This window comes from Pseudomonas sp. P4_C3, from assembly GCF_056402075.1.
Genome location: NZ_JBFUIC010000013.1, coordinates 1 through 24,211, shown reverse-complemented (window position 1 = coordinate 24,211; position 24,211 = coordinate 1). Strand labels below are relative to the sequence as shown.

22 protein-coding genes are annotated in these 24,211 nt (G+C 59.9%); 15 read left to right on the top strand and 7 right to left on the bottom strand.

Annotation, left to right across the window (positions count from 1 at the left end; translation table 11 throughout):
• Window positions 1–44: 44 nt before the first annotated feature.
• Complete coding sequence (gene flgA, locus AC1DVH_RS04810) at window positions 45–803, bottom strand: flagellar basal body P-ring formation chaperone FlgA (protein ID WP_477752840.1); 759 nt, start codon at window positions 801–803, stop codon at window positions 45–47.
• An 83-nt stretch (window positions 804–886) separates the two neighbouring features.
• Here flgA and AC1DVH_RS04805 point away from each other — a divergent pair, with 83 nt between their 5' ends.
• The 6 genes from AC1DVH_RS04805 to flgE all read left to right on the top strand — a co-directional run bounded on the left by AC1DVH_RS04805 (window position 887) and on the right by flgE (window position 6,015).
• Window positions 887–1,819, top strand: a complete 933-nt coding sequence (locus tag AC1DVH_RS04805; protein WP_477752839.1) for a chemotaxis protein CheV — start codon at window positions 887–889, stop codon at window positions 1,817–1,819.
• 45 nt (window positions 1,820–1,864) lie between these two features.
• Window positions 1,865–2,692: a protein-glutamate O-methyltransferase CheR gene (gene cheR / locus AC1DVH_RS04800; RefSeq protein WP_414875210.1), complete on the top strand. Its 828-nt coding sequence runs from the start codon at window positions 1,865–1,867 to the stop codon at window positions 2,690–2,692.
• A 367-nt stretch (window positions 2,693–3,059) separates the two neighbouring features.
• Window positions 3,060–3,467 (top strand): flagellar basal body rod protein FlgB, encoded by a 408-nt coding sequence (gene flgB / locus AC1DVH_RS04795; RefSeq protein WP_103397733.1) that lies wholly within the window; start codon window positions 3,060–3,062, stop codon window positions 3,465–3,467.
• A gap of 3 nt (window positions 3,468–3,470) precedes the next feature.
• On the top strand, window positions 3,471–3,914 hold the full coding sequence (flgC, locus tag AC1DVH_RS04790) for a flagellar basal body rod protein FlgC (RefSeq protein WP_007937507.1): 444 nt from the start codon (window positions 3,471–3,473) through the stop codon (window positions 3,912–3,914).
• Window positions 3,915–3,929: 15 nt separating this feature from the next.
• Window positions 3,930–4,652, top strand: a complete 723-nt coding sequence (gene flgD / locus AC1DVH_RS04785) for a flagellar hook assembly protein FlgD (protein ID WP_477752838.1) — start codon at window positions 3,930–3,932, stop codon at window positions 4,650–4,652.
• A 31-nt stretch (window positions 4,653–4,683) separates the two neighbouring features.
• Window positions 4,684–6,015, top strand: a complete 1,332-nt coding sequence (flgE, locus tag AC1DVH_RS04780) for a flagellar hook protein FlgE (RefSeq protein ID WP_477752837.1) — start codon at window positions 4,684–4,686, stop codon at window positions 6,013–6,015.
• Between the two features lie 271 nt (window positions 6,016–6,286).
• Here flgE and AC1DVH_RS04775 read toward each other — a convergent pair whose 3' ends face one another.
• On the bottom strand, window positions 6,287–9,181 hold the full coding sequence (locus tag AC1DVH_RS04775; protein ID WP_477752836.1) for a ribonucleoside-diphosphate reductase subunit alpha: 2,895 nt from the start codon (window positions 9,179–9,181) through the stop codon (window positions 6,287–6,289).
• A gap of 741 nt (window positions 9,182–9,922) precedes the next feature.
• Here AC1DVH_RS04775 and AC1DVH_RS04770 point away from each other — a divergent pair.
• Window positions 9,923–10,645, top strand: coding sequence for a response regulator (locus tag AC1DVH_RS04770; protein ID WP_477752835.1), 723 nt, complete (start codon window positions 9,923–9,925; stop codon window positions 10,643–10,645).
• The gene (locus AC1DVH_RS04765; protein ID WP_477752834.1) at window positions 10,642–12,252 is read left to right on the top strand and encodes an ATP-binding protein; all 1,611 of its coding nucleotides are present in this window, start codon (window positions 10,642–10,644) and stop codon (window positions 12,250–12,252) included. Before AC1DVH_RS04770 ends, AC1DVH_RS04765 begins: the two co-directional genes overlap by 4 nt.
• Before the next feature lie 126 nt (window positions 12,253–12,378).
• Here the strand turns inward: AC1DVH_RS04765 and AC1DVH_RS04760 are convergent, their stop codons facing one another.
• Both AC1DVH_RS04760 and AC1DVH_RS04755 read right to left on the bottom strand, forming a co-directional pair.
• Entirely contained in the window at window positions 12,379–13,104 is a 726-nt protein-coding gene (locus tag AC1DVH_RS04760) for a 4'-phosphopantetheinyl transferase family protein (RefSeq protein ID WP_477752833.1), read from the bottom strand.
• A 150-nt stretch (window positions 13,105–13,254) separates the two neighbouring features.
• Window positions 13,255–14,046 (bottom strand): dienelactone hydrolase family protein, encoded by a 792-nt coding sequence (locus AC1DVH_RS04755; RefSeq protein ID WP_477752832.1) that lies wholly within the window; start codon window positions 14,044–14,046, stop codon window positions 13,255–13,257.
• Between the two features lie 146 nt (window positions 14,047–14,192).
• Between AC1DVH_RS04755 and AC1DVH_RS04750 the strand changes: the two genes are divergently transcribed.
• The 3 genes from AC1DVH_RS04750 to AC1DVH_RS04740 all read left to right on the top strand — a co-directional run bounded on the left by AC1DVH_RS04750 (window position 14,193) and on the right by AC1DVH_RS04740 (window position 17,033).
• Window positions 14,193–14,795: a hypothetical protein gene (locus tag AC1DVH_RS04750; protein ID WP_477752831.1), complete on the top strand. Its 603-nt coding sequence runs from the start codon at window positions 14,193–14,195 to the stop codon at window positions 14,793–14,795.
• A gap of 217 nt (window positions 14,796–15,012) precedes the next feature.
• Complete coding sequence (locus AC1DVH_RS04745) at window positions 15,013–15,690, top strand: response regulator transcription factor (RefSeq protein WP_108215270.1); 678 nt, start codon at window positions 15,013–15,015, stop codon at window positions 15,688–15,690.
• A complete protein-coding gene (locus AC1DVH_RS04740; protein ID WP_477752830.1) occupies window positions 15,687–17,033 on the top strand; it encodes an ATP-binding protein in 1,347 nt (448 codons plus the stop codon). The genes AC1DVH_RS04745 and AC1DVH_RS04740 overlap by 4 nt, the downstream gene beginning before the upstream one ends.
• Window positions 17,034–17,122: 89 nt before the next feature.
• Here AC1DVH_RS04740 and AC1DVH_RS04735 read toward each other — a convergent pair whose 3' ends face one another.
• The gene (locus AC1DVH_RS04735) at window positions 17,123–18,121 is read right to left on the bottom strand and encodes an AraC family transcriptional regulator (protein ID WP_477752829.1); all 999 of its coding nucleotides are present in this window, start codon (window positions 18,119–18,121) and stop codon (window positions 17,123–17,125) included.
• A gap of 337 nt (window positions 18,122–18,458) precedes the next feature.
• Here AC1DVH_RS04735 and AC1DVH_RS04730 point away from each other — a divergent pair, with 337 nt between their 5' ends.
• Together AC1DVH_RS04730 and AC1DVH_RS04725 are read left to right on the top strand one after the other, a co-directional pair.
• A complete protein-coding gene (locus tag AC1DVH_RS04730) occupies window positions 18,459–19,793 on the top strand; it encodes a dicarboxylate/amino acid:cation symporter (RefSeq protein WP_477752828.1) in 1,335 nt (444 codons plus the stop codon).
• A gap of 144 nt (window positions 19,794–19,937) precedes the next feature.
• On the top strand, window positions 19,938–21,113 hold the full coding sequence (locus AC1DVH_RS04725; RefSeq protein WP_477752827.1) for a CaiB/BaiF CoA transferase family protein: 1,176 nt from the start codon (window positions 19,938–19,940) through the stop codon (window positions 21,111–21,113).
• Window positions 21,114–21,233: 120 nt separating this feature from the next.
• On the opposite strand, the gene AC1DVH_RS04720 is transcribed toward AC1DVH_RS04725, so the two are convergent.
• Window positions 21,234–21,728: a SprT family zinc-dependent metalloprotease gene (locus AC1DVH_RS04720; protein WP_477752826.1), complete on the bottom strand. Its 495-nt coding sequence runs from the start codon at window positions 21,726–21,728 to the stop codon at window positions 21,234–21,236.
• 158 nt (window positions 21,729–21,886) lie between these two features.
• Window positions 21,887–22,489, bottom strand: a complete 603-nt coding sequence (locus tag AC1DVH_RS04715; protein WP_008051494.1) for a Yip1 family protein — start codon at window positions 22,487–22,489, stop codon at window positions 21,887–21,889.
• Window positions 22,490–22,845: 356 nt separating this feature from the next.
• On the opposite strand from AC1DVH_RS04715, the gene ttcA reads away from it, so the two are divergent.
• Both ttcA and AC1DVH_RS04705 read left to right on the top strand, forming a co-directional pair.
• On the top strand, window positions 22,846–23,628 hold the full coding sequence (gene ttcA, locus AC1DVH_RS04710; protein WP_477752825.1) for a tRNA 2-thiocytidine(32) synthetase TtcA: 783 nt from the start codon (window positions 22,846–22,848) through the stop codon (window positions 23,626–23,628).
• 69 nt (window positions 23,629–23,697) lie between these two features.
• The coding region (locus tag AC1DVH_RS04705) for a DNA-3-methyladenine glycosylase I (RefSeq protein ID WP_477752824.1) at window positions 23,698–24,211 on the top strand (514 nt) is incomplete at its 3' end.

Sequence of the window (24,211 nt, the reverse complement as noted above, 5' to 3'; positions counted from 1 at the left end):
GGGAACAGCCGCGGCAAGTGCCACATTCCGATGAACTGAGCGCCTTACATGGACACTTCCACCTGCCCCGGCGCCATGACCTGCGCCTTGATGACCCTTTGGGAATTGAGGTTCTTCACCCGAATCTGTTCGCTCAGGCTGCCGTTTGACAGGGCTTCGCCCGGCATGCGCACGCTGAGCGTGCCGCTGCGGGCGGTAATCACCACCTGATCACCCTTGCGGATGACCTCGGCCTGTTCGATATGCACCAGGGTAATCACCTGGTCGGCGACCATTGGTCGGGTCAGTCGCTGCCCGATCGCCTGATCGAGAGAGGTCAGGTAGCCCTGGCTGATGAGGCTGATATCGCGCTCGCGCAGGACCACATCCCCAGGTTCGACAATGGCTGCGCGGCGCAGTGGCCGGGCGCTGGTCACGACATCGCGAAACAGGCGGACTTGAGCGGGTACGAAGACTGTCCAGGGGGAAGCGCCCTCGCAGCGGACCTTGACCGTAACCCGTCCCAACGGCTTGGGACTCTCAAGGGTTGCTGTCAATTCCTTGTCGCACATGGGCATGTGCATACGCGGATCGAGCGGGTTGACCTGGATCTCGTAGCGACCTTCCGTTTGGCTGGTAGCCAGATAGTCTTCTACGGTGAATTCAAGAAAGCCCTGAGTGACGCCGATAAGCATGTCAGGCAAGGTAACCGCGTCAGCAAGGGCAGGGCTGCCAGCGTTGAACAGGCAAACAGCCGCCAGCACGCCGAGCAATTTTCGGCAGGGTGTGGCCAGGCGTCGGAAAAATGTCGGTTCTGTGTTCATAACGATTAAAAAAGCAAGCGCCGTGCCGTTTAGTGATGAAGGCGCGTCGCAACAACACTTGGCGTTGGTGTAGGAGTCTGGGCATGGCTGGTGTAATGGATTCGGTAAACCAGCGCACGCAACTGGTGGGGCAGAATCGCCTTGAGCTGTTGTTGTTCCGTCTCGACGGCCAGCAGCTGTACGGGATCAACGTGTTCAAGGTTCGGGAGGTGCTGCAATGCCCCAAACTGACGCTGATGCCCAAGTCCAGTCCTGTCGTGTGCGGCGTGGCGAACATCCGGGGGGCGACCATTCCGATTCTTGATCTGGCAATGGCGACTGGCTCCGGTGCGTTGAAGGACAAGAACAATCCCTTCGTGATCATCACGGAGTACAACACCAAGACCCAGGGTTTCCTGGTCCGCTCGGTGGAGCGCATCGTCAACATGAACTGGGAGGAGATCCATCCGCCGCCCAAGGGCACCGGGCGCGATCACTACCTGACGGCGGTGACGCGGGTCGACAATCAGTTGGTCGAAATCATCGACGTCGAGAAGGTGCTGGCGGAAGTGGCACCGACGCCGGAAGCGATTTCCGTGGGTGTGGTGGATGTCGAAACCCGGCACAAGGCGCTTTCGTTGCGAGTTCTGACGGTCGATGACTCGTCGGTGGCGCGCAAGCAGGTCACGCGTTGCCTGCAAACGGTCGGCGTCGAAGTGGTGGCGTTGAACGATGGTCGGCAAGCGCTGGATTACCTGCGCAAACTGGTCGACGAGGGCAAGAAACCGGAAGAAGAGTTCCTGATGATGATCTCCGACATCGAGATGCCGGAGATGGACGGGTACACCCTGACGGCGGAAATCCGCAACGACCCGCGCATGCAAAAGCTTCATATCATCCTGCATACTTCGTTGTCGGGGGTATTCAATCAGGCGATGGTCAAGAAGGTCGGTGCCGATGACTTCCTGGCCAAATTCCGTCCTGATGACCTGGCATCCCGGGTAGTCGACCGGATCAAAGCAGCAGATATCAGCTAGGGGTTCGCACCCCAGGCAGTCAACACGATTTAAGAGGCGGCATCATTGTCTACGGGTAATTTGGATTTCGAACAGTTCCGGGTATTCCTGGAAAAAGCCTGTGGCATTTTGCTCGGTGAAAACAAGCAGTACCTGGTCTCCAGCCGTCTCAACAAACTGATGGAACAGCAAGGCATCAAGTCTTTGGGTGAGCTGGTTCAGCGCATGCAGACGCAACCGCGCAGCGGTTTGCGCGAGCAGGTGGTGGATGCCATGACCACCAATGAAACCCTGTGGTTTCGAGACACCTACCCGTTTGAAGTCTTGAAGAACAAGGTCCTGCCCGAAGCGATCAAGGCCAGTCCCGGCCAGCGCCTGCGCATCTGGTCGGCGGCATGCTCGTCGGGCCAGGAACCCTATTCGCTGTCGATGTCCATCGACGAGTTCGAGCGGGTCAACATGGGCCAGTTGAGGATGGGTGTGCAGATCGTTGCCACCGACCTGTCCGGCACCATGCTGAACAACTGCAAGACCGGTGAGTACGACAGCCTGGCCATCGGCCGCGGTCTGTCGCCCGAGCGTCTGCAGCGTTATTTCGACCCGAAAGGACCGGGACGCTGGGTGATCAAGGCGCCGATCAAGAGCCGCGTGGAATTCCGTTCCTTCAACCTGCTGGACAGCTACGCGAGTCTGGGCAAGTTCGACATCGTGTTCTGCCGCAACGTGTTGATCTACTTCTCCGCCGAGGTGAAGAAGGACATCCTGTTGCGCATCCACAGCACGTTGAAGCGGGGCGGTTACCTGTTCCTCGGTGCTTCCGAAGCGCTGAACGGGTTGCCGGATCATTACCAGATGGTCCAGTGCAGCCCGGGGATCATTTACCAGGCGAAGTGATTTCGTTGGTGTTGTCAAAAAACGGGAGTCCTCTGGGGCTCCCGTTTTTTTATGCCTGCTGATTTCTTGCAAACGCTGCTGGCCCCTGTGGGAGCGAGCTTGCTCGCGATAGCGTCCTGACATTCGAGTTCAGCTTTACCTGACACACCGCAATCGCGAGCAAGCTCGCTCCCACAGGGTTCGGTGGTGCCCTGGAACGTGTGCCAGGCGGCAGAAAAGCGGCATGCGGCGGAAAACCGTTGCCGCTTTTCTGGCATTGCCGCGTTGCCATGGCCGGCAAAGCCCCGGTTTCCGGGCTTTTTTGAATTGGCATGGGGCTTGCTAAGTTGATCCTACGAAAAATCAGGTCACCCGAAGGTTTCCCGACATGAGCATCAGCTTCGATAAAGCGCTCGGTATCCACGAACAAGCCCTGGGCTTCCGCGCCCAGCGTGCCGAAGTCCTGGCCAACAACATCGCCAACGCCGATACCCCGAACTACAAGGCTCGGGACCTGGACTTCTCGAAAGTGCTCGCCGAGCAGAACGAGAAAACCAAAAGCGGCACCTTCGCCCTGAACATGACCAACAGCCGTCACATCGAGGCTGAAGGCCTGGGCAATGGCGACGAGTCGTTGCTGTATCGCACGCCGATGCAACCGTCGATCGACCAGAACACCGTGGACGCCCAGCTGGAACAGTCGAACTACGCGCAAAACGCGATCGGCTTCCAGGCCAGCTTCACCCTGCTCAACAGCAAATTCAAAGGGCTGGTATCAGCCCTGCGCGGAGAGTAAGCCATGTCTCTATCCAGTGTTTTCAACATTGCCGGTAGCGGCATGAGTGCGCAGACCACGCGTTTGAACACCGTCGCTTCGAACATCGCCAACGCCGAGACGGTTTCGTCGAGCATCGACCAGACCTACCGCGCGCGTCATCCAGTGTTCGCCACCATGTTCCAGGGCGGCCAGAGCGGCGGCAGCGACTCGCTGTTCCAGAACCAGGATGCCGCCGGTCAGGGCGTGCAGGTGCTGGGTGTGGTCGAAGACCAGAGCAACCTCGAGGCGCGCTACGAGCCGAACCATCCGGCGGCCGATGCCAAGGGCTACGTCTACTACCCGAACGTCAACGTGGTTGAAGAAATGGCCGACATGATTTCTGCGAGCCGTTCGTTCCAGACCAACGCCGAAATGATGAACACCGCCAAGACCATGATGCAGAAGGTCCTGACCCTCGGTCAGTGATAAGGGACGACTCAGATGAGTGTTACCGATTCCACCAGCGGTTTGAGCCTCAACGATATCCTGGCCAATTCCTCGATCAAGACCAACGCCACGACTGACGGCCTCGCGTCGGCAACCGGCAGCGCCACGGGCAACAAGGCCCTGGGCAAGGATGCGTTCCTGCAGTTGCTGGTGACCCAGCTGAAAAACCAGAACCCGCTGGAGCCCCAGGACAATGGCGCGTTCGTGGCCCAGTTGGCGCAGTTCAGCAGCCTGGAAGGCATCACCACGCTCAACAACACCGTGAGCGGCCTGGCCAGCAACTACAACTCGTCCCAGGCCTTGCAGGCGTCGTCGCTGGTGGGCCGTTCGGTCATCGCGCCGGGCGACAAGGCTGTGGTCGATACCACCAAGAGCCTCAGTGGCACGGTGGTGGTTCCGTCTTCGGTGGTGTCCGCCACCCTGAAGATCACCGACGCCGATGGTAAGACCGTGCGCACCATCGACCTCGGTTCGCAGAAGGCCGGCAACGCCAGCTTCATCTGGGACGGCAAGAACGATGCGGGTGAGACGGTACCTGCGGGCACCTACACCTTCGGCGCCACGAGCACGATCGATGGCCAGTCCGTCGCGTTGATCACCAACCTGCCGGCGACCGTCAACAGCGTGACCATCAGCCAGACCGGCGGTGAGTTGATGCTCAATCTGGCCGGGCTGGGCAGCGTTGCCCTGTCCAAAGTACAAACCATTGGTATGTAGAGCCGACTAACACGGCACAAAGGAGTGGATGATGTCTTTCAATATCGGCCTTAGCGGTCTCTATGCAGCCAACAAACAACTGGACGTGACCGGCAACAACATCGCCAACGTCGCGACCACCGGTTTCAAATCGTCCCGTGCAGAATTCGAAGACGTGTACTCGGCGACCCGCCTGGGCACCGGCAGCAAGACCGTCGGCAACGGCGTGCGCCTGGCCAACGTTTCCCAGCAGTTCGGCCAGGGTGACGTAAGCAACACGGGTAACGTGCTCGACATGGGTATCCAGGGCAACGGTTTCTTTGTCCTGAGCAACAACGGTTCGCTGACCTACACCCGTGCCGGTACATTCAAGACCGACAAGGAAGGCTACGTCACCAACAGCGACGGTACGGCCCGCCTGCAAGGTTACGGTGTGGATGCCAACGGCAAGATCGTCAATGGCGTGCTGACCGACCTGCGCATCGACACCTCCAACCTGGCACCGAAATCCACCAGCACCGTGTCGTCGACGATCAACCTGAACTCCACCTCGGCGGTGATCGACCAGACGGTTGCGGCGAACAAGTTCGACCCGTCCAAGACCGAGACCTTTACCAAGTCGTTCAGTACCCCGATCTTCGATACTCAGGGTAACCAGCACACCATGGATCAATACATGGTCAAGACTGCAGCGAACACATGGGACACCTACACGCTGATCGATGGTCGCAACCCGGATGGCAGTGATCCTACCGTTACCGCGCCGGTTGCTTCGACCATGTCGTTCGATTCCACCGGCAAACTGACCTCGGTCAGCACGCCGGTGACGCCGCCAACCACGCCACCGACTTCGGTGATCAGCAGTGACCTGAAAATCACCAATTGGACCCCGGGCAGTGTCACCAATGGCGTCTGGACAGCCAACGGCGCCGCAGCCGATCCGGCTGGATTGACCATCGCCATGGCCAACACCACCCAGTTCAACGCCGACACCGCGCGTTCGATTCCGGCGCAGAACGGTTACGCCACTGGCCAGATCACCAACCTGACCATCGACGGCAGCGGTGTGTTGCTGGCCAACTTCAGCAACAACCAGACCAAGCCGATCGGCCAGATCTCCCTGGCCAGCTTCACCAACGAACAAGGCCTGCAGCCGGTCGGCGGCACCAGCTGGAAGGAAACCTACGCGTCGGGCATCCCGGGCTACGATGCGCCGGAGACTGGCACCCTGGGTTCGATCGTTTCCAACTCCCTGGAAGAGTCCAACGTCAACCTGACCAACGAACTGGTCGACCTGATCAAGGCGCAGAGCAACTACCAGGCGAACGCCAAGACCATCTCCACCCAGAGCACCATCATGCAGACCATCATTCAGATGGCTTGATGCTGGAAAGTGCTGTGCAGGGAGCCCCTCGAAAGAGGGGCTTTTTTGTGGCCTGAGGTTTTGTGTCGGAGGTGATGGCCTCATCGCGAGCAAGCTCGCTCCCACAGTTGATGGTGTTTATCTGGAAAGACTCGGTCCCCTGTGGGAGCGAGCTTGCTCGCGATGAGGCCAGTCCAGCCACTAATTTCTTACAGGCAAAAGAAAACCCCCGACCCGCCAGAGGCTGATCGGGGGTTTCGAGTAAGCGCCTTGCGACGCTTACCAGCTCAGCTTATTGGCAAGCTTCGCAATCCGGCTCGTCGATGGCGCAAGCCTTCGGCACTGGAGCAGGACCGGCAGGCGCTGCCAGGACCGAGTCGTCACCGTGGTTGCCGCCGCTGGAAACAGCGTTCAGCTTACCGGTGTTGATGGTCGACTTCTCGGTGCTGGTCGCGGCCAGGGCACGGAGGTAGTAGGTGGTTTTCAGACCACGGTACCAGGCCATGCGGTAGGTCACGTCCAGCTTCTTGCCCGAAGCGCCAGCGATGTACAGGTTCAGCGACTGAGCCTGGTCGATCCACTTCTGACGACGGCTTGCCGCGTCGACGATCCACTTGGTGTCCACTTCGAAGGCAGTCGCGTAGAGCTCTTTGAGTTCTTGCGGGATGCGCTCGATCTGCTGCACCGAACCGTCGTAGTACTTCAGGTCGTTGATCATGACCGAATCCCACAGGCCGCGAGCCTTCAGGTCGCGAACCAGGTACGGGTTGATCACGGTGAATTCGCCCGACAGGTTCGATTTCACATACAGGTTCTGGTAGGTCGGTTCGATCGACTGCGAAACGCCAGTGATGTTGGCGATGGTCGCGGTCGGTGCGATGGCCATGATGTTGGAGTTACGAATGCCTTTCTGTACACGGGCGCGAACCGGTGCCCAGTCCAGGGATTCGTTCAGGTCGACATCGATGTACTTCTGGCCACGGGCTTCGATCAGGATCTGTTGCGAATCCAGCGGCAGGATGCCTTTGGACCACAGCGAACCGTTGAAGGTCTCGTACGAGCCACGCTCATCGGCCAGGTCGCAGGACGCCTGGATCGCGTAGTAGCTGACCGCTTCCATCGACTTGTCGGCGAACTCGACGGCAGCATCGGAACCGTAAGGGATGTGCTGCAGGTACAGCGCGTCCTGGAAGCCCATGATGCCCAGGCCGACCGGACGGTGCTTGAAGTTGGAGTTCTGCGCTTGCGGCACCGAGTAGTAGTTGATGTCGATCACGTTATCGAGCATGCGCACGGCGGTGTTCACGGTGCGTTGCAGCTTGGCGGTGTCCAGCTTGCCGCCCACGACGTGGTTCGGCAGGTTGATCGAGCCCAGGTTGCAAACGGCGATCTCGTCCTTGTTGGTGTTCAAGGTGATCTCGGTGCACAGGTTCGAGCTGTGGACCACGCCGACGTGCTGCTGCGGGCTGCGCAGGTTGCACGGGTCCTTGAAGGTCAGCCACGGGTGGCCGGTTTCGAACAGCATGGACAGCATCTTGCGCCACAGGTCTTTGGCCTGGATGGTCTTGAACAGCTTGACCTTGCCCGGGTACTCGGTCAGGGCTTCGTAGTACTCGTAGCGCTCTTCGAAGGCCTTGCCGGTCAGGTCGTGCAGGTCCGGTACTTCGGACGGCGAGAACAGGGTCCACTTGCCGTCATCGAAGACGCGCTTCATGAACAGGTCCGGGATCCAGTTGGCGGTGTTCATGTCGTGGGTACGACGACGGTCATCACCGGTGTTCTTGCGCAGCTCGATGAACTCTTCGATGTCCATGTGCCAGGTTTCCAGGTAGGCACATACAGCGCCTTTGCGCTTGCCGCCCTGGTTAACCGCTACGGCGGTGTCGTTCACTACTTTCAGGAACGGCACGACGCCCTGGGACTTGCCGTTGGTGCCCTTGATGTACGAACCCAGCGCACGCACCGGTGTCCAGTCGTTGCCCAGGCCGCCAGCGAATTTCGACAGCATGGCGTTGTCGTGGATCGCGTGGTAGATGCCCGACAGGTCATCCGGCACGGTGGTCAGGTAGCAGCTCGACAGCTGTGGACGCAGGGTACCGGCGTTGAACAGGGTCGGAGTCGAAGCCATGTAGTCGAAGGACGACAGCAGGTTGTAGAACTCGATCGCGCGGTCTTCTTTGTGCTTCTCTTCGATTGCCAGGCCCATGGCCACACGCATGAAGAAGATCTGCGGCAGTTCGAAACGCACGCCATCCTTGTGGATGAAGTAACGGTCGTACAGGGTCTGCAGGCCCAGGTAGGTGAATTGCTGGTCGCGCTCGTGGTTGATCGCCTTGCCCAGTTTTTCCAGGTCGAAGGTGGCCAGCACAGGGTTCAGCAGTTCGAACTCGATACCTTTGGCGATGTAGGCCGGCAGCGCCTTGGCGTACAGGTCGACCATTTCGTGGTGGGTGGCGCTTTCGGCGACGCCGAGGAAACCCAGGCCTTCGCCGCGCAGGGTGTCCATCAGCAGGCGCGCGGTCACGAACGAGTAGTTCGGCTCGCGTTCAACCAGGGTACGGGCGGTCATCACCAGGGCGGTGTTGACATCGTTCAGGGCCACGCCGTCGTACAGGTTCTTCAGGGTTTCGCGCTGGATCAGGTCGCCGTCGACTTCTTCCAGGCCTTCGCACGCTTCGGTGACGATGGTGTTCAGGCGGCCCATGTCCAGTGGCGCCAGGCTGCCGTCGGCACGGGTGATGCGGATCGACGGGTGAGCGTTGACCGCTTCCTCGGCCGGTGCGTGGGCAGCGCGTTCTTTCGAACGACCGTCACGGTAGATCACGTAGTCGCGAGCGACTTTCTGCTCGCCGGCACGCATCAGGGCCAGTTCGACCTGGTCCTGGATTTCTTCGATGTGGATGGTGCCGCCCGATGGCATGCGACGCTTGAAGGTCGCGGTGACCTGTTCGGTCAGGCGGGCAACAGTGTCGTGGATTCGCGACGAGGCAGCAGCGGTGCCGCCTTCAACTGCGAGGAACGCTTTGGTGATGGCGACGGTGATTTTGTCATCGGTGTAGGGAACGACAGTGCCGTTACGCTTGATCACGCGCAGTTGGCCAGGCGCGGTGGCGGACAGATCCGAATTCGAATCAGCGGCCTGCGGCAAGGTGCCCTGCGGGTTCTCGCGAGTTGTGTCGGTTTGCATGGGGGAGTGTCTCCACATTCTCTATGTTTGTTTGGGCACCATCACGGTGCCCACCGTTCCGTCCTGAAGCACTACAACCGGCGAGCGCCGGGCATAACGACTTCGGGACAGTAGGAAGGGGGCTTTATCGAGCGCCGCTTCCATGCCGAAGTCTTTGGTCTCACGCCTTGGGCCTGAAACCTTGGTCCTTTGCAGGTGACAGTTGGGACTGCAACACCCGTACCGTTTTCACCACTCTGGGCCGAAATACAGTAGCCATCCGCATGCGCGGTTTGGTCTTTCGAAAATACGTTTGGTTCAACCGGACAGAGGCAGTAAAAGCGCTTGAAATTGGTGTCTGGTTTGTGTTTGGTTTTTCGCGCAAAACCCTATATCTAGGGTTTTTTTAGCGCCGGGCTACAAGATAATGCGTTTTAGGGGGGGATTGCAACGTACTACCTGTGGATAAACCTGTGCGTAAATTGTGTGTGAAAGAGGGAACCGGCGTGTAGGCCGCGACACTGCTGGACCGGACCTTTTTTCAGGGATTTTCTACGATCGAAAACGCTCGATCGGATTTTTAAGGGCGCGAACCCTATCACAAAAAACCGCTTCGTCCGAACGCATTTACCTGCTTGTGTTCTCGACGGGCGGCGTTTATACAATCGGCCCAGCGTGTATACATATTTGTCCCCCCGAATCATTACAAAAAAGACGGGCGGATCCTTCCTTATTGGTGTTTTTGGCAAGCAGAGGTCACCCGTGGAGCAAGAAGCCTGGCAGGTATTGATTGTGGAGGACGACCAGCGACTGGCTGAACTGACCCGCGATTACCTGGAAGCCAATGGCCTGCGTGTATCGATCGAAGGCGATGGTGCACTCGCTGCGAACCGCATCATCAAGGAACAACCGGACCTGGTGATCCTCGACCTGATGCTCCCCGGCGAAGATGGCCTGAGCATTTGCCGCAAGGTCCGCGCCCGCTATGACGGCCCGATCCTGATGCTCACCGCCCGCACCGATGACACTGACCAGATTCTTGGCCTGGACCTCGGCGCTGACGACTACGTCTGCAAGCCGGTACGCCCGCGTCTGTTGCTGGCGCGCATCCAGGCCTTGCTGCGTCGCAGTGAAGCACCCGAAGCCGCCCCGGAAAAACAGCGGCGTCTACAGTTCGGCCCGCTGATCGTCGACAACGCCTTGCGCGAAGCCTGGTTGCAGGGCAACGGCATCGAGCTGACGAGCGCCGAATTCGACTTGCTCTGGCTGTTGGTGGCCAATGCCGGGCGCATCCTCTCCCGGGAGGAGATCTTCACTGCGCTGCGGGGCATCGGCTATGACGGTCAGGACCGCTCCATCGATGTGCGCATCTCGCGCATCCGCCCGAAGATCGGCGATGACCCGGAGCATCCGCGGCTGATCAAGACCGTGCGCAGCAAAGGCTATCTGTTCGTTCCCGAGGCTTGCGTAGACCAGACCCTGTGAACTCGATCTTCCTGCGTATCTATGGCGGCATGTGCGCCGCGCTGATTCTGGTGGCGGTGCTCGGTGTGCTGGCGTTGCACCTGCTCAATCAGGTGCGCAGCGAGCAATACCGCGAGCGTCTGGCCCACGGCACATTCACGCTGATGGCCGACAACCTGCAACCGATGAACCAGACCGAGCGCCACCGGGCCTTGCTGGTGTGGGAGCGGCTGCTGGGGATTCCGCTGGCGCTGAAAACCTTTGCCGGGACCGACCTCGACCTGGCCCAGCGCACCCGTGTGTTGCGTGGCCAGGCATTGGTGGAACAGACCGGGCCGCACGCGGCGAAGGTATACAAGCTGGTGAGCGACAAGGAACAGTTGATGCTCACCGGGGAAGTGCAGCAGATCAGCGAGCAACTGGCCCGGGCGACCATCTACCTGTTGACCGATGAACTGGTGCGCACCCCGGTAGCCGACCAGCCCTTGCGCCTGGCGCAATTAAAGGAAAGCAAGGGCTTCGGCTTCGACCTGCGCCTGGTCACGGTTGACGAGGCGGACATGGACGAAGACCAGCGCCGCCGGGTGTCCGAGGGCGACACTGTGATGGCGTTGGGCAAGGGCGGCGATTCGATCCGGGTATTTGCTGGCATGGTCGGCACGCCGTGGGTCCTGGAAATCGGCCCGTTGTATCAGATGAATCCTTATCCGCCGGAATGGCTGGTGCTGATCGCCGCGCTGGGCCTGACGCTGATCGGCTTGATCGTTTATCTGCTGGTGCGTCAGCTGGAGCGCCGCTTGCGTGGCCTCGAGGCCGCCGCCACGCGCATCGCCAAGGGCAGTCTGGAAACCCGCGTGCCTGCGCGCGGCGCGGATTCTGTGGGGCGGTTGGCGTCGGCGTTCAACGGTATGGCCGAGCACTTGCAGCAGTTGCTGGCGATCCAGCGCGAACTGGTGCGCGCGGTGTCCCACGAATTGCGCACGCCGGTGGCCCGCCTGCGCTTTGGCCTGGAGATGATCGGTTCGGCCACCACGCCGCAAGCCCTGGAAAAATACTGCCAGGGCATGGACCACGACATCGAGGATCTCGACCGGTTGGTGGACGAGATGCTGACCTACGCGCGGCTCGAACAGGGTTCGCCGGCGCTGAACTTTCAGCGGATCGATCTGGATGCCTTGGTCAATCAGGTGATCGAAGAGCTGGCGCCATTGCGTGCCGATGTCACGGTGCAGCGGGGGTTGTGCCTGTCGGCGGCCGATAACGACGACGCCTGGGTCGAGGCCGAACCGCGTTATCTGCACCGGGCGATCCAGAACCTGGTGAGCAACGCTATGCGTCATGCGCAATCACGGGTGACTATCAGTTATCAGGTGGGGCAGCAGCGATGCCGGGTGGATATCGAGGATGACGGGCCGGGTGTGCCGGAGTCGGCGTGGGAGAAGATCTTCACGCCGTTCCTGCGACTCGACGACAGCCGCACCCGGGCGTCAGGCGGGCATGGATTGGGGTTGTCGATCGTGCGGCGAATCATCCATTGGCATGGCGGGCGGGCATTGATTGGCAAGAGCAAGAGCCTGGGCGGGGCGTGCTTCAGTCTGAGTTGGCCGCGCAATCAGGAGAAGCGTTGAGCCTTGTGTTGTCTGATAGGACCCCATCGCGAGCARGCTCGCTCCCACACTGGATCTATGTCACGCCACAAATCCCTGTGGGAGCGAGCTTGCTCGCGATGGGGCCCGAATGGGCGCCAATAAACCTCAGGCCTTGATGCTGACCACGCTCAACAACTGCCCATCCTTGACCCCGAACTGCGCATCCAGCTCGGTGCCGTTGCGCCATTCGCTGGACAAATCAGTAAGCAATCGCAACCGCACCTCACCCGACTCACGCCATTCCAGCACTTCGGCGTGTTCGAAGTAAAAACGTTGCTGAACGATCGGATAGAGCGCCTTGAACAGGCTTTCCTTGACCGAGAACGTCAGGGTGACCAGCAACGCCCGTTGATCGTGATCACCGGCCGCCATGCGCTGTAGCTCCGGCGGGTTGAGGATTTCCCCGGCCAGGCGTTCGGCCCGTTCGGCATTGAGCAGGTTTTCCAGATCCATGCCCAGGCCGCGCCAATGGCTTTTGTTCGCCACGATCGCCGCGGCCCGGCCAGTGCTGTGGGTGATCGAGCCAGTGATATGAGCAGGCCAGACCGGTGCCCGGTCTTCACCGATGGCCGGAATGAAGCTCAAACCTTCGAGCCGCTGTAACGCAGCCCGGGCACACACCCGCCCGGCGAGAAACTCTGCCTGTCGTTTGGCGACCGAGCGCTGGATGCTCGCCGGCGCTTCGACAGCGCTGCGCTGAAAGTCATCGCTGGCCAGTCGGGCGCTATCGAAGTGAGTGCTCAACAGGACCGTATCGGGCAGCACAAACGGCAGCGGCCAATGGTCATCGAGGGGCGTGCAGCAGACGGGCAGGGCGGGGGCTGAATTCATGGGGGGCATTTTGCCGGGTTGCCTTGGGACTGGGTAGTGCAAAGCTTCAGATCGGGTTTGCTGCCTTYGCGAGCAGGCTCGCACACAGTGGATTTGTGTCGCTGCACAATTCCTGTGGGAGCGAGCCTGCTCGCGAAGCGGTCTACCGGCTCAGCTGAAGATCTTCTTGAAAAACGCCTGCATGTCCGCCCAGGATTTTTCATCCGCGGCCTTGTTGTAGCCGATGTCCGGCCCGCCATGATCGCCATGGCTTAGCCGGTCGGCATCCGGGTTGGTGAAGCCGTGCCTGGCGCCGTCGAGGCTGACGAATTTGTAGTCGGCGCCGGCCTTGTCCATCTCGTTCTTGAAAGCCGTGATGTTTTCCGGGGTGACGATGCTGTCCAGCGACCCGTGTTCCACAAGGATCTTCGCCTTGACGCTGCCTGGCGTTGCCGGCGTGTTGGTCGCCAAGGCGCCATGGAAACTCACCACGCCTGCCAATGGCACGCCCTGTCTTGCGGCGTTGAGCACCACGCCACCACCGAAGCAGTAGCCGATGGCGGCGATTTTATGCGGATCGGTTTGCGGTTGTTTTTTCAGCAGGTCGAGCCCGGCCTGAAACCTCGCGCTCGACACGGCACTGTCTTTTGCCACGGCTTGCATGAACGCCATGGCGTCTTTGGGGTGCTCGGTATTTTTGCCATCACCGTACATGTCAATGGCCAGGGCGCTGTAGCCCAGGCTGGCGAGATCCCGGGCGCGGCGCTTGGCGTACTCGTTCAGGCCCCAGAACTCATGCACCACCACGACCCCGGCGCGCGGGCCCTTGATCGCATCGTCATAGGCGTAATAGCCGATCATTTTCGTGCCGTCGGCACTTTGGTAGGGGATTTCCCGGGTCTGGATGGCGGCCTGGCTGAGCCCGCACAAGGCCAGTAGGAGGACGGCGAAGAACATGCGCATGGTCGAAACTCCTGTTGAAACGTGTCGAAACATTCGGGAAAGGGCGGTTCAGCCCAGGTTCAGAGTGCGTTCAGGGGGAGTTCAGGACCCGCTGCGTAACCTTGCCCCGTACCCAAAAAACAAACGGCACATGAGGTAACTCCCCAATGACTGCATTCAAAAAACTGCTTCTGGCAATCACGGTTCTGGGCGCAAGCTCCGCAGCCTTCGCGTCCGACGACAACTTCGCCAGCCTTACTCTTGGACAGACCAGCGACAAGGTCAAAAAGTCCCACGCCCTGAACGACAACCTCAATCACCCGAACGCCGATGGCGTGATCGGCAAGGACACTACCTGGGGTGTTCGTCTGGGCCAGCAAAATACCAAGGGCCGCTACTACGCCACATACGACAATGTATCGGGCTCGCACAACGGCATTAAACTGCGTCAGGAAAACCTCCTGGGCAGCTACGATCTGTTTTACCCGGTGGGCGGCAGCACCAGGCTGTTCGGTGGTGCCACGGCCGGCCTGACCAAAATGACTCAGGAATCGCCGGGCTTCAGCCGCGACAGCAATATTGGCTACGCCATCGGTGGTCAGGCGGGTGTGTTGCAACAGGTTTCGCAGAACACCTCGGTTGAACTGGGTTACCGTTACCTGCGTAGCAACGCCAGCACTGAGATGAGCGAGCGCGGTGGCAACAAGCAGGGTTCGCTGGACCTGACCAGCAGCGCCCAGACTTACCTGTCCGCCAACTACGCTTTCTAACAAGGGCATGCGCCAACGCGAAACCTGTAGGAGCGAGCTYGCTCCGGGCGGCGATCCGACGAAAGCGGTGTGTCAGGCAACATCAATGTTGACTGTGCCGCCGTCTTCGTCGGATCGCCGCCCGGAGCRAGCTCGCTCCTACAGTGACCGTTGCCATGTTAGCTATTGAGGTGAGACGTTGTGCTTTTGGAGATGTTGATTTGCCCGGGAGAGCGTTATGAAACTGCTGGTCGTCGAAGATGAAGCGCTGCTGCGTCATCACCTGAAAACCCGCCTGACGGAAAGCGGCCACGTGGTCGAGTCGGTGGCTAACGCCGAGGAGGCGCTGTACCAGACCGCGCAGTTCAACTTTGACCTGGCGGTGATCGACCTCGGACTGCCGGGCATGAGCGGGCTCGACCTGATCCGCCAGTTGCGCTCAAGCGGCAAAACCTTCCCGATACTGATCCTCACCGCGCGCGGCAACTGGCAGGACAAGGTCGAAGGCCTGGCCGCCGGCGCCGACGATTACGTGGTCAAGCCGTTTCAGTTCGAAGAACTGGAGGCCCGCCTGAATGCCTTGTTGCGCCGCTCCAGCGGATTTACCCAGTCGACCATCGTTGCTGGCCCGTTGCTGCTGGACCTGAACCGTAAGCAGGCGTCCCTCGACGAACAGCCGCTGGCACTGACCGCGTATGAGTACCGCATCCTCGAATACCTGATGCGCCATCACCAGCAAGTGGTGCCCAAGGACCGCTTGATGGAACAGCTCTACCCGGATGACGACGAGCGCGATCCGAATGTGATCGAGGTGCTGGTCGGCCGTCTGCGCCGCAAACTGGAGGGGCCGGGCGGGTTCAAACCGATCGACACCGTGCGCGGCCTGGGCTACCTGTTCAATGAGCGTTGCACTTGATCCGTTCGCTGCGCATTCGCTTGATGCTCGCTGCCACGCTGTTGGCGGTGTTGTTCATGCTGGCGCTGCTGCCGGCGATGCAAGGTGCCTTCAGCCTGGCGTTGCAGGACTCCATCGAGCAGCGTCTGGCTTCGGACGTGACCACGCTGATCTCTGCCGCACGGGTGGAGAACAACAGTCTGCAGATGCCGGCGCAATTGCCTGACGAACGCTTCAACCTCACCGACAGCCGACTGCTTGGCTACATCTATGACCGTGAAGGGCATCTGGTCTGGCGTTCGAAGGCGACCCAGGAAGAACGCATCAATTACAAGCCGCGCTACGACGGGCGTGGCAACGAGTTTGCGCGGATCCGCGAAGCCAATGGCCAGGAGTTCTTCGTCTACGACGTCGAGGTCAAGTTGCTCGGCGGTAAAAGTGCAGCCTTCAGCATCGTGGCGCTGCAGCCGGTTCGCGAGTACGAACTGACCCTCGAAGGCTTGCGGGAAAATCTTTATCTGGGTTTTGGCGCGGCACTGCTGGTGCTGCTGGCGTTGCTGTGGATCGGACTGACCTGGGGCTTGCAGGCATTGCGGCGCTTGAGCCAGGAACTGGACCAGATCGAAGGTGGCACCCGCGAAAGCCTCAGTGAGGAACATCCCCGTGAATTGTTGCGCCTGACCGGTTCTCTCAACCGTTTGCTGCACAGTGAACGTGAGCAGCGCAGTCGCTACCGTGATTCCCTCGATGACCTGGCACATAGCCTGAAAACGCCGCTGGCGGTGTTGCAAGGCGTCAGTGAAGACCTGGCCCAGCGTCCTGAGGATCGCGATCAGGCCTGGGTGTTGCAAACCCAGATCGAACGCATGAGCCAGCAGATCAGCTACCAATTGCAGCGCGCCAGCCTGCGCAAAAGCGGTCTGGTACGTCATCAGGTGCGCTTGCACCCGGTACTGAAAAGCCTGTGCGACACACTGGACAAGGTCTATCGCGACAAGCGCGTGCACGTCGCGTTCGATTTGCCCGACCCGTGTTACGTACCGATCGAGCAAGGCGCTCTATTGGAGATGATGGGCAATTTGCTGGAAAACGCCTATCGCCTGTGCCTGGGCGAAATACGCATCAGTGTGCGTGAAACTCTCAGCGGCACCGAGTTGTGTGTCGAGGACGACGGCCCCGGCGTACCACAAAATCAGCGCGCACGGATTCTCGAGCGCGGAGAGCGTCTGGATCGCCAGCACCCGGGGCAGGGCATCGGCCTGGCGGTGGTCAAGGACATCATCGAGAGCTACAGCGCCAAGCTGACCTTGGGTGATTCACCGATGGGCGGTGCGGCGTTCCGGATTCTTTTTCCGGTGGTTTGACCTGAGGTTTGATAGTGTTCTTTCGAGCCTCTTCGCGGGCTTGCCCGCGAAGAGGCCAGTGAAGACACCAAAAAATTCAGCCTTGAACCTCAGTGTTCCTGCGCCCGATAAGCCCCCGGTGTCAGCCCCGTCCACTTCTTGAACGCCCGGTGAAACGCCGACGGTTCGGAAAACCCCAGCTGCTCGGCGATCTGTTGCAACGACAGGTCAGCGCGGCTCAGGTGATAAATCGCGATGTCCCGGCGCAACTGGTCCTTCAATTCCTGAAAGCTCGAACCCTCTTCCCGCAAATGCCGGCGCAAGGTCTGCGGACTGATGTGCAGGTGGGCGGCCACGGCTTCCAGGTCGGGCCAGCGTGAACTGTCGCGACTGAGCAAGCGCCGCAGGCGGCTGCTCAAACTGTCGCCGTCATCCGGACGCGAGAGCAGGTCGGCGGGGGAGCGCTCGAGGAAATGCTTGAGGGTGCGTTCGTCCTGCAACAGCGGCATGGCCAGGTAGCGGCTGTGAAACAACAGGCTGCTCTGGGGCCTTGAAAACTCAAGCGGACAGGAAAACAACAGGTCGTACTCGGCGCCGTGTTCGGGCCGGGGGTAGCTGAACGAGGCCTGTTCCAGGCGAATACGCTGGCCGATCAGCCAGCTGCCGAAACGGTGCCAGATCACCAGCAGGCTTTCGCTGAGGAAATGGTCCGGGTCCCAGAGTTGCGAATCGTCCAGGCTCAGGCGCACCCATTCATCTTCTCGGCTCAGGGTCAAACGCGGAGCCCCGGGGAATAGGCTATAAAACAATAAGCCGCGATTGAGTGCCTTATCCAGGTTGCGACAGTGAATCACGGCATGGCACATCATCGCGAAGCTGCCCGGCCTGCTTGGGGCTTGCCCGAACCCCAGGTACTCGTCGTCCAGCGCCAGCCATAACGCCTGGATCAGTTGGGTGAATTGCTCAGGCGCGATGCGTGCCCGGGGCTCGTCCAGTAACTCGGGGCTGATCCCCAGTTGTTGTAGCACGCCGCAATAGTCGTAGCCGTGCCGACGCGCACCACCAAGGGCAGCGCGGGCGAAATGACTGGCGATGGTGCGTTCGCGCATGGCAGCAGATCTGACCGTTGATCGACGGATGTTAGCTGCGCACCGTGGGCATGAACAGGGCGGATATCCGCCAAATAGCAGGACGACTTTTAATTGAAGGGCGGAAATCCGCCACATGTTTGTAACCGTTCGGTGACAGGGATTCGCTGCAACCCCAGAGATCAACAGGCTTGCAGGGATTTTACGGAAGGTGGCACGGGCCTTGCGATACAACGTGCAGATGCCTGCCGTTGCGCAGCTCGAAAAAACAAATCCCTCCAGTGCAGGAGGGTTCGCAATTGCGGTGTTGCGGGCAACAGATGGATGTTGTCACCGGGCACCCTTGAGGAACTTTGCAATGACGACTCGTCAGCCACTGTACAAATCCCTGTATTTCCAGGTGATCGTTGCAATTGTCATCGGTATTTTGCTCGGTCACTTCTATCCGCAGCTCGGTGTGGCGGTAAAGCCGCTGGGTGACGGGTTCATCAAACTGATCAAAATGATCATCGCCCCGATCATCTTCTGCACCGTCGTCAGCGGTATCGCCGGCATGCAGGACATGAAAGCGGTCGGCAAGACTGGCGGTTACGCACTCCTTTACTTTGAAATCGTTTCGACCATCGCTTTGCTGGTGGGTCTGGTCGTGGTCAACGTCGTGCAGCCAGGTGCTGGCATGCACATCGACGTAAGCACCCTGGATGCCTCCAAAGTCGCTACCTACGTAGCGGCTGGTGCTGATCAAAGTGTCATCGGCTTCCTCCTCAACGTGATCCCGGCCACCATCGTTGGCGCATTCGCCACGGGCGACATCCTGCAAGTGCTGATGTTCTCGGTGATCTTCGGTTTCGCCCTGCATCGCCTGGGTGCCTACGGCAAGCCGCTGCTGGACTTCATCGATCGCTTCGCCCATGTGATGTTCAACATCATCAACATGATCATGAAGCTCGCGCCGATCGGTGCCTTCGGTGCCATGGCGTTCACCATCGGTGCCTACGGTGTCGGCTCGCTGGTGCAACTGGGTCAACTGATGGCGTGCTTCTACATCACTTGCCTGCTGTTCATTCTGATCGTGCTGGGCTCCATCGCTCGCATGCATGGCTTCAGCGTGCTGAAGATGATCCGCTACATCCGTGAAGAACTGCTGATCGTGCTCGGTACTTCTTCTTCGGAATCGGTGCTGCCACGCATGCTGGTCAAGATGGAGCGTCTGGGCGCGAAGAAATCCGTGGTAGGCCTGGTGATCCCGACCGGCTACTCGTTCAACCTCGACGGTACCGCGATCTACCTGACCATGGCGGCCGTGTTCATTGCCCAGGCAACTGACACCCACATGGACATCACGCACCAGATCACCCTGCTGGTGGTGTTGTTGCTGTCCTCCAAAGGCGCCGCCGGTGTGACCGGTTCGGGTTTCATCGTACTGGCTGCGACCCTGTCCGCCGTGGGCCACCTGCCGGTTGCCGGCCTGGCGCTGATCCTCGGCATCGACCGCTTCATGTCCGAAGCCCGTGCCCTGACCAACCTGGTCGGTAACGCCGTTGCCACTATCGTCGTGGCCAAGTGGGTCAAGGAACTGGACACCGACGTGCTGCAAGCCGAGCTGGCTTCGGGCGGTCGCGGCATTGCCGACGAGCCTAAAGACGATGTTCTGGGCCACGTCGAAGGGGCAACCCCGACGAACGCCAAGTAAGCCTTGTTGTAATGAAAAACCCGCTTCGGCGGGTTTTTTCATGCCCGGCGATTGAGCGTAACGGTCACTGCGCGTGGCGTATAAGGTGATTGCTGCAAAGCAATCGGCTGCCTAGGCTGTGGGCATCGTTAAGGGAGAACGCTCATGCTCGGTCCACTGGCATCACTCAAGGTTCTGGATTTCTCGACACTGCTGCCGGGGCCGTTCGCCTCGTTGCTGCTGGCGGACATGGGCGCCGAGGTGCTGCGCATCGAATCACCGACGCGCATGGATCTGCTGCGAGTGTTGCCACCCCATGATCAAGGCGTGTCAGCCAGTCATGCCTACCTCAACCGCAACAAACGCAGCCTCGCCCTGGACCTCAAACAGCCTGAGGCCCTTGAGGTGATCAGGTCGTTGCTACAGGGCTACGACATTGTGCTCGAGCAGTTTCGCCCGGGTGTCATGGAGCGTCTGGGCCTGGGCTACGAAGCCCTGAAGGCGATCAATCCCAAATTGATTTATGTGTCGATCACCGGCTACGGCCAGACCGGCCCCTACAAGGACCGCGCCGGCCATGACATCAACTACCTGGCCCTGTCCGGGCTGGCGAGTTACACAGGTCGTGCCGACAGTGGGCCGCTGCCGTTGGGCATGCAGGTGGCGGATGTTGCCGGTGGTTCGCTGCACGGGGTGATTGGCTTGCTGGCGGCGGTCATTGCCCGACAGCAAACCGGTCAGGGCCAGCACCTGGATGTCAGCATGACCGACTGCTCGTTCAGCCTGAATGCGCTGGCAGGTGCCGGGTATCTGGCCTGTGGCGTCGAGCCGGGGCCGGAAGACCAGGTGCTCAATGGCGGCAGCTTTTACGATTACTACCGATCCCGGGATGGGCGCTGGCTGTCGGTGGGCAGCCTGGAACCGGCATTCATGAAACAGTTGTGCGCGGTGTTGGGGCTTGAGGAACTGGCCGGCCTCGGCCTGTCTGCGGCGCACCAGCAACAGCTTAAAGCCGCGCTGAAGGTCGAATTCGAAAAGTATGACTTTGCCGAGTTGTGCGCGCTTTTCGCGGAGCTGGATGCTTGTGTCGAGCCGGTGTTGAGCCTGGGGGAGGCGCTGAGTCATCCGCAGTTGCAGGCGCGGGAGTTGGTGACCGATGTGCCCCGTGGCGATGGCTCGACCCAGTCACAGATGGCTTGTCCGCTGAAGTTTTCGCAAGGTTTGCCTGAGCCCCGGCATATTGGCGCGGCGTTGGGGCAGCATACGGATCAGGTGTTGGGGGAGTTGGGGTTTAGCATTGAGCGGATCGAACAGTTGCGGCGATCCAAGGTGATTCTCTAGTGCCTGTCAGGCCGCCATCGCGAGCAGGCTCGCTCCCACATTGGGTTTGTGTCACGCCAAAGATCCCCTGTGGGAGCGAGCCTGCTCGCGATRGCGGCGTCACAAACACTGAAAATCCAACTACTCGACCCGCATCTCCCCACTGAACACCAGGGTATTGCGACACCGCCGGCACAAATACCGCCGACCTTGCCGAACCAGGCTGTGGCGCTGGGCGGAAAACGGGAAGTCGCTGTCGGCGCACGGGCATTTGTAGATGTAGCGGGTCACGCGGCGGCGTTTGACGTCATAGGTGTGGCAGCGGTTGGGCGGCAGTTCGTACACGCCGCGCATGATCAATTGCCACTCTTCGCCATGGGGCTGAATGCGGTCGCCGAACAACTGATGGGCGATCAGGTGCGCGACCTCATGGGCCACGGTCTGCTTGAGGAAGTCTTCGGTGTTTTCCTGGTACAACTGCGGATTGAAGCGCAGCAGGTTTTCGTGCAGATGCGCGACACCGGCTTTTTGCCCGCGCAGCTTGAGGCTCACCACGGGTCGCTTGAAGGGTCGTTTGAAAAAGGATTCGGCTTGTTGGAAACAGTCTTCGACGCGGGTATTGAGTTGCTCGGGCATGCTTGATGGATCTCCAGAGACGTCGAGTATGCCGCAACCCTCGGGCCTTGCGAATCGCCAAGGTGCCGAATGGTTGTGTGTCTGCTCGTTGCTGAAGAATGAAAAGGCCGCCTTGCGGCGGCCTGTGTCGGTCGTTTCTGATTATCAGTGATGAGCGGCTAACTGGTATAGACCGGCCCCACGCCGAGTCCCCAGACAATCACGGTGAACGCCATGATGGCGACCAGCACCACCAGGCCTACGGCGAGCACCGAACTTGAAAACAGGAAGCCCTCGTCAGATGGAATGTTCATGAATGTCGGCAAGCCCACGTACAGCAAGTACACCGTGTAGCAGATGGCGGCGGTGCCGACGATCATCCCCAGCCACAAGTGCGGGTACAAGGCGGCGAGGCCGCCGATGAACAGCGGTGTAGCGGTGTAGGTTGCAAACGCAATGCAGCGGGCCAGGCTTGGGTTGGCGTCATAGGTGCGGGCCATCCAGTGAATGAATGCGCCCATTACCGCGACACCGCCGAGCATCGCCAGGTACGACATGATCGTCATCCATATCGCGCTTTCTACGGTCAGCATTACGGGAGGTCGATTGCCGATGACCCAGCCGACCTGTGTGGTGCCAATAAAGGCAGACACGGCGGGGATCGCCGCCAGGATCAGCGTATGGGTCAGGTACATGTGGCTGATGCTTTCCTCCTGATCGCCACGGATTTCTTTCCATTCTTGGTCAGGGTGGGTGAAGAGCCCCACTACGTGATGGATCATGCCAGTCACTCCTCTTGTTTTACCGTCGCCCCCCAGTGGAGCGCCTACGGGCCAATGCGGCCAAGCAAGTCATAGGTCTGAATTTGTATGTGACCTTATGTCGCAGTATAGGGATGAGTTTCCCTAGAGGAAGTAGGGGCTTTAGAGCAAATCGCGCTGTAAACCCCAGGCCTAATCGCGGTTGCGTCTGTAGGAGCTGCCGAAGGCTCGGTCCGCCCTCGGGCGATCTTTTGATCTTTGGCCATTTCAGCGCCACCGAAGATCAAAATCAAAAGATCGCAGCCTTCGGCAGCTCCTACAGGTCGATTTTTTGCGTAAAATGCCGGCCTTTCGTCACACCTCACGGATTTCGCGTCATGGGCACTCTCACGGTCAACCAGAACAAACTGCAAAAGCGCCTTCGCCGACAGGCCGGTGAGGCGGTTGCCGATTTCAACATGATTGAAGACGGCGACAAGGTCATGGTCTGCCTGTCCGGTGGCAAGGACAGCTACACCATGCTCGACGTGCTGATGCACTTGCAGAAGGTCGCGCCGATCAAGTTCGAGATCGTGGCCGTGAACATGGACCAGAAGCAGCCGGGCTTCCCGGAGCACGTGCTGCCGGCCTACCTCAAAGAACTGGGTATCGAGTACCACATCGTCGAGAAAGACACTTACTCGGTGGTCAAGGAGCTCATCCCGGAAGGCAAGACCACCTGCTCGCTGTGCTCGCGTCTGCGTCGCGGAACGCTCTACACCTTCGCCGACGAAATCGGCGCGACCAAGATGGCCCTCGGTCACCACCGCGACGACATCGTCGAAACGTTCTTCCTGAACATGTTCTTCAACGGTTCGCTCAAGGCCATGCCACCGAAGTTGCGCGCCGACGATGGCCGTAACGTGGTGATCCGCCCGCTGGCCTACTGCAACGAAAAAGACATCCAGGCCTACTCGGACTTCAAGCAATTCCCGATCATCCCGTGCAACCTCTGTGGCTCCCAGGAAAACCTGCAGCGTCAGGTGGTCAAGGAAATGCTGCTGGACTGGGAGCGCAAGACCCCGGGCCGTACCGAGAGCATTTTCCGCAGCCTGCAGAACGTGATCCCGTCACAACTGGCGGACCGCAACCTGTTCGACTTCAGTCGACATCAATGTTGAATGACTAACCGCGATCGCGAGCAGGCTCACTCCTACATTTGTTTATTGTTTCAACCTCCAGGAGAGGGCATGCGCGACTACAAGTGGCTGAACGAGTACTGCTTGAACCGTTTCGGTTCAGCGGCTGAACTGGAAGCCCACCTGCCCGTTCCCAAGACTCCCGCGCAACTGCGCAAGATCAGCGACGATCGCTACCTCTCGATGATGGCGCTACGGGTATTCCGCGCCGGGCTAAAGCACAGCCTGGTGGATGCCAAGTGGCCGGCCTTCGAAGAAGTGTTCTTCAAGTTCGACCCGGAGAAAGTCGTGCTGATGAGCGCCGAACACCTGGAGCGGCTGATGCAGGACACGCGGATCATCCGTCACCTGGGCAAGCTCAAGAGTGTGCCGCGCAATGCGCAGTTCATACTGGACGTGGCCCATGAAAAGGGCAGCTTCGGCGCGCTGATCGCCGATTGGCCGGTGACCGATATCGTCGGGCTCTGGACCTTTCTGAAAAAACGCGGACATCAGTTGGGCGGTCTGTCTGCCCCGCGCTTCTTGCGGATGATCGGCAAGGACACCTTTGTACCGAGCTATGACG

What these genes read in the sequence shown, in the direction of transcription:
- ttcA (WP_477752825.1), top strand. Translation starts at nt 22,846, where the DNA reads ATGGGCACTCTCACGGTCAACCAGAACAAACTGCAAAAGCGCCTTCGC.
- AC1DVH_RS04720 (WP_477752826.1), bottom strand. Translation starts at nt 21,728, where the DNA reads ATGCCCGAGCAACTCAATACCCGCGTCGAAGACTGTTTCCAACAAGCC.
- AC1DVH_RS04760 (WP_477752833.1), bottom strand. Translation starts at nt 13,104, where the DNA reads ATGAATTCAGCCCCCGCCCTGCCCGTCTGCTGCACGCCCCTCGATGAC.
- flgA (WP_477752840.1), bottom strand. Translation starts at nt 803, where the DNA reads ATGAACACAGAACCGACATTTTTCCGACGCCTGGCCACACCCTGCCGA.
- flgE (WP_477752837.1), top strand. Translation starts at nt 4,684, where the DNA reads ATGTCTTTCAATATCGGCCTTAGCGGTCTCTATGCAGCCAACAAACAA.
- flgB (WP_103397733.1), top strand. Translation starts at nt 3,060, where the DNA reads ATGAGCATCAGCTTCGATAAAGCGCTCGGTATCCACGAACAAGCCCTG.
- AC1DVH_RS04735 (WP_477752829.1), bottom strand. Translation starts at nt 18,121, where the DNA reads ATGCGCGAACGCACCATCGCCAGTCATTTCGCCCGCGCTGCCCTTGGT.
- AC1DVH_RS04745 (WP_108215270.1), top strand. Translation starts at nt 15,013, where the DNA reads ATGAAACTGCTGGTCGTCGAAGATGAAGCGCTGCTGCGTCATCACCTG.
- flgC (WP_007937507.1), top strand. Translation starts at nt 3,471, where the DNA reads ATGTCTCTATCCAGTGTTTTCAACATTGCCGGTAGCGGCATGAGTGCG.
- AC1DVH_RS04755 (WP_477752832.1), bottom strand. Translation starts at nt 14,046, where the DNA reads ATGCGCATGTTCTTCGCCGTCCTCCTACTGGCCTTGTGCGGGCTCAGC.
- AC1DVH_RS04775 (WP_477752836.1), bottom strand. Translation starts at nt 9,181, where the DNA reads ATGCAAACCGACACAACTCGCGAGAACCCGCAGGGCACCTTGCCGCAG.
- flgD (WP_477752838.1), top strand. Translation starts at nt 3,930, where the DNA reads ATGAGTGTTACCGATTCCACCAGCGGTTTGAGCCTCAACGATATCCTG.
- AC1DVH_RS04725 (WP_477752827.1), top strand. Translation starts at nt 19,938, where the DNA reads ATGCTCGGTCCACTGGCATCACTCAAGGTTCTGGATTTCTCGACACTG.
- AC1DVH_RS04730 (WP_477752828.1), top strand. Translation starts at nt 18,459, where the DNA reads ATGACGACTCGTCAGCCACTGTACAAATCCCTGTATTTCCAGGTGATC.
- AC1DVH_RS04805 (WP_477752839.1), top strand. Translation starts at nt 887, where the DNA reads ATGGCTGGTGTAATGGATTCGGTAAACCAGCGCACGCAACTGGTGGGG.
- AC1DVH_RS04715 (WP_008051494.1), bottom strand. Translation starts at nt 22,489, where the DNA reads ATGATCCATCACGTAGTGGGGCTCTTCACCCACCCTGACCAAGAATGG.
- AC1DVH_RS04750 (WP_477752831.1), top strand. Translation starts at nt 14,193, where the DNA reads ATGACTGCATTCAAAAAACTGCTTCTGGCAATCACGGTTCTGGGCGCA.